The organism is Paenibacillus sp. 598K, from assembly GCF_003851045.1.
Taxonomy (GTDB): Bacteria; Bacillota; Bacilli; order Paenibacillales; family Paenibacillaceae; genus Paenibacillus_D.
In genome coordinates, this window is the sequence record NZ_BFBX01000218.1 from 1 (window position 1) to 4,259 (window position 4,259).

Annotated in this window: 4 protein-coding genes; 1 reads left to right on the forward strand and 3 read right to left on the reverse strand. The window is 59.2% G+C overall.

The window, feature by feature from the left end; all coding sequences use genetic code 11:
- The 3 genes from PA598K_RS34565 to PA598K_RS34575 form a co-directional block, all read right to left on the reverse strand.
- Positions 1-1,313: S-layer homology domain-containing protein (locus PA598K_RS34565; RefSeq protein ID WP_185602417.1), on the reverse strand; the 1,313-nt coding region annotated here is incomplete at its 3' end.
- Between the two features lie 193 nt (positions 1,314-1,506).
- The gene (gene lepB, locus PA598K_RS34570) at positions 1,507-2,166 is read right to left on the reverse strand and encodes a signal peptidase I (protein WP_128661248.1); all 660 of its coding nucleotides are present in this window, start codon (positions 2,164-2,166) and stop codon (positions 1,507-1,509) included.
- 85 nt (positions 2,167-2,251) lie between these two features.
- Positions 2,252-2,923, reverse strand: coding sequence for an MBL fold metallo-hydrolase (locus tag PA598K_RS34575; protein ID WP_128661249.1), 672 nt, complete (start codon positions 2,921-2,923; stop codon positions 2,252-2,254).
- 210 nt (positions 2,924-3,133) lie between these two features.
- Here PA598K_RS34575 and PA598K_RS34580 point away from each other — a divergent pair, with 210 nt between their 5' ends.
- Entirely contained in the window at positions 3,134-4,015 is an 882-nt protein-coding gene (locus PA598K_RS34580) for an SDR family oxidoreductase (protein ID WP_128661250.1), read from the forward strand.
- Positions 4,016-4,259 lie beyond the last annotated feature (244 nt).

The window sequence follows — 4,259 nt, forward strand, 5'->3', positions numbered from 1 at the left end:
ACCTCGCCCGGCTTCTTCGCCAGCGTCGAGCCCTCGGCGTTGATCGCCGCCTTCTCGACCGCGCCTTCGCCGCTCACCGCAGCGCCCGAGTCCAGCGTCAGCTGCTTCACTTTGCTGTCTTTACCCAGTTCGACCTTGCTGCCCTTGGCGTCCTTGCTCACCTGCAGCTCGCCGATCGTCCCCTTGTCCGTCGTCAGCTTCGCTTGCTGCGCCCCGACGACGACTCGCTCGAACGATCCTTCCAGTACAATCTCGCTGCCACTAGGCAAGCCTGTGCCCAGCGCAACCTCGCCCACCTGGCTGCCCTCTGCCGCCTCGATCTTCGCTGGCGATGCCAGCGTTACCTGAGTCGCCTTGGACGCTGCGTCGAACACGACGCGAATGGCCCCGCCCTGCTTGTTTACTTCGACCTCGCCTAAGCTGCTGTTCTCGATATGGATGCTGTTCGCGCCGCCGCCCTGGATGAGCGTCCGGCCATGCACCGTCACGCCGTTCAATCTCACGTCGCCTTCGCCTACTGCCTTGGTGATCGTCAGATCGCCCGCTACTGTCGTATTCTTCAGCACCACATCCGCCGCGCCGATGACGACCGAGCCTTCGATCGTCTCCGGCGTCTCGCCGCCATAGGTGCCCGCCTCGTCATAGGTGACGGTCAGCGCAGGCGCCACTGGCGAGACCAGCTTGTCCACGATCCGGTCGAGGATGACAACCGCCTCAGCGCGTGTTGTCGGCGTCAGCGGGCTGAACTGGCCTTCGCTTTTGCCGCTCATGATACCCGCCTCGATGACCGCGCCGATCGCGCCACGGCTCCAAGCCGGCGCATTCGCCACGTCGGCATACGTCGCCGCTGGCTCCTGCTCCTCGATGCCCAGCAGACGCATGATCAGCACCGCCAGCTCCTGACGCGAGATCGCCGCCTCCGGCTTGAACGTGCCATCGGCATAGCCTTGCATATATCCGGCTGCGATGGCCTTTGCAACCTCTATGTAATACCACTTGCCGGATGCGACATCTGTGAATGCAATCGCTGCTTCTTCATCCATTCCAGCCGCTTGGTTGATCAGCGCCGCCAGCTCGGCACGCGTGATCGAGGCATTCGGATTGAAGCGATCCACAGACTGCCCCTTCACCAGGCCCAGCCCCGACCACTTGGCGATCGTCTCCTCCGCCCAGTGTCCTTTCGTATCCACAAAGCCGCCTGCATTTGCATTAACACTTGCATTTGCCCCTGTCTCCTGCGCATGGGCCATATAAGGCACCAGCATTACCATCGTCAGCACGATAGCCATGATTCGCTTCCATTGTTTCGTCAACTGAGTTTCTCGCCCCTCATTGTATAGTGAATTTCCTCCCCAGAGATTCCACGGAATACGAACCATGATCCTCCAGTTACTAGTAGTAATTGTATGGGCAATTAAGGTCGTTGTAAATGAAAAAATAGGCCCTTCTGCTTAGAAGGACCTGCGTCATGTTTACCTTATATCACCATTGTTACACCAGCCGATTTCATTTTGAGCTATCTATCGAAAATTGCTCCGTTACGCCGATTACCTTGCCTCTTACCAGCTCAGACGGTATAGCACCAAAGTGTCGACTATCGATACTGCGCCAGCGATTATCGCCAATGACAAAATAGTGATCGTCCGGAACAGTCATCACCTCCATCGCCTCATCAAATCCTTCATACCCTTCCAGTTGGAACGCCGAATCCGTCTTGCGCATATGCGCGATGTAATCCTCTCGTTCCAAGCCAGATTTAGTGGCAGGTGCATAGAATGTTTGGAGCTTCTCGCCATTAATCCAGATATGGCCTTCCTTCAAAACGACCTTTTCGCCGGACAATGCGACTACTCTCGAGATCTGCTGCGGCACCAGCTCTTGCTCATAAGGGGGAGCATCGAACATAATAATGTCGCCACGCGCAAGCTCCTTGCCTTCGTTGGACGGATCGATCACCAACTCGCCGTCTTGACGGAACGTATATTGCGTACGATCCCTTCCCATATTGTCTAGCTCGTACGCTACCGTCGCCATCCCTTCGGGCACCTTGTCCAGCACTACCGGTTCAACAGCTGCATCCCCGCTTAGCTTCGTGTCTTCCTCCGCAGGGGTCGAAGAACACCCCACGAGCAGTAGTATCGCGATACCTATCGTTATCAGCTTCATACGGATCCCTCCTTCGTCAATCGACTCCTCGCAGAATCACGCACGCATCCAAGCCTATCTCCCCAGCAACCGCCAAGCCGCGCCGCTACCCGCTCGCATAGCGCGCCAGGTAGCGCTCCATCTGCTCCGCCGGACGGAGCACCTCCCCGCCGTGGCAGAGCTCCAGCCGCTCCGGCTGCAAGCGCTGGACGATGCGGGCGCTATCTATCGCCTCCTCCATATCCGCCGTGAACAGCGGCATCGGACGGCGCAGCTTGCCGCTCCGGCTCGTGAATAGATCGCCCGCCAGCAGCACCGAGTCCTCTTCATGATAGTAGACGACATGACCGGGAGAATGGCCGGGCGTCCAGTACATGCTCAGACTGCCGAGCGAGCCCTCCTCGCCAATCCCGCTCATCGGCAGCGTCTGGACGATACCGGGAGCGATCATCTGCTGCGCCTTGCTGCGTCCGGGATAAGGCTGGATGCCCTCGAGGTAGCGCAGCTCTCGCTTGTGGGCATAGACGGGCACCGACGCGTCCTCGAGGATGCGCCGCACCCCGCCGGCGTGGTCGGAGTGGCCGTGCGTCAGCAGGACCCGCTTCAGCGGCCCCTTTTTCAAGTCGAGGATGTGTCGCAGGATATCCTTGCCCATCGAGGCCATCCCGGTATCCACCAAGACCAGGCCTTGCTTCTCCTCGACGAGCCAGACGGTGATCGGGATGAATACCCAGCTTCGCAGACGCCAGATGTGCGGCGAGATCTGTTCGATTTTCATGACTTGCCCTCCCTTACGCTGCCATAGGTCCGCAGACGCACGGTGGCCGCTCTTCCTCTAAGTTCCTGTCTGTTCGTAACTGTCGGTCATAATATAACCAACGATCCGCAGCAAGTCAACTGTCTTCGACTTGTCCCCTGCCCCCTCGATAAGATAAGGTTATATCGTAGCAATCATTCATTATTATGCCTATGACGAAAGGATGAGACGATGTCAATCATCATCACTGGAGCAACCGGCCAGCTAGGCAGCAAGGTCATCGGACAATTGTTGAAGCAGGAAGTGCCCGCTGAGCGCATCGTGGCGGTCGTCCGCGATCCCGAGAAAGCCGCCCATCTCGCAGAGCTGGGACTCGAGCTGCGCTACGGCGACTACAATGATCGATTCTCCCTGCAAAATGCCTTCGCCGGCGCCGACAAGCTGCTGTTCATCCCAAGCCCCGACGCGCATGACGAGACGCTGCGGCTGCTGCAGCATACCCATGTCGCCAAAGCCGCCAAGGATGCGGGCGTCCCCCACATCCTCTACTACGGGTATGTGTTCGCCGAGCAGTCGACGCTGCCATTGGCCGCTACGCATCTGCTCACCGAAGGCATCATACGCTCTACTGGCATCCCGTACACCTTCCTCCGCAATCCGCTCTACGCCGATATCTTCCTCGACCCGCAAGCCTTGCAGGCCGCAGCGGCGCAGGGCACGCTCCGATCGAATGTCGGCGAAGGCGCGACCCACGTCGTGAGCCGCTACGATCTCGCACGCGCAGGAGCGGCAGCACTGACAGGAGAAGGCCACGAGAACCAGACCTATGAGCTGGCCGCGCCTCGGGCCTGGACGTTCTATGAGTTGGCGGACGCCCTCTCTGCCGCATCCGGCAAGCCGGTTGTCTACACGCCGATCTCCTATGAGGAGAATCAGGCGCTGCTCATGCAGGCAGGTCTGCCGGAAGCCGTAGCGGGGATGCTCTCCGGCATCAATGCGCATATCGCAGCCGGAGGCTCCTCGCAGATCAGCGAGGACCTGCAGCGACTGATCGGCGAGCTGACGCCGCTGGAGGAGCTGGTGCGCGAAGCGCTGGCGATGAAGATCGAATAATTGCCTGGCATTCCGCAACGTTGCGGATCATCCGTCGTGAAGCACGAAACGCTTGCTTGCCGAGAAGGCGCCCCCTCTAATGGATACAGAGTAACTAGCCAAGCATGCCGCTTCAGGCGACTGCATGGCCTATGCCAAGCGAACGTTCATAGCGGTGTTGGCGCTGTCTGCTCGCTGGAGCAGACATGTCTGGCACCATCAACAGACATACGAACGACCGGGAGCCTCGAGGCTCCCGGTCGTT

Coding starts and splice junctions, on each gene's coding strand:
- PA598K_RS34580 (WP_128661250.1), top strand. CDS start 3,134: ATGTCAATCATCATCACTGGAGCAACCGGCCAGCTAGGCAGCAAGGTC.
- PA598K_RS34575 (WP_128661249.1), bottom strand. CDS start 2,923: ATGAAAATCGAACAGATCTCGCCGCACATCTGGCGTCTGCGAAGCTGG.
- lepB (WP_128661248.1), bottom strand. CDS start 2,166: ATGAAGCTGATAACGATAGGTATCGCGATACTACTGCTCGTGGGGTGT.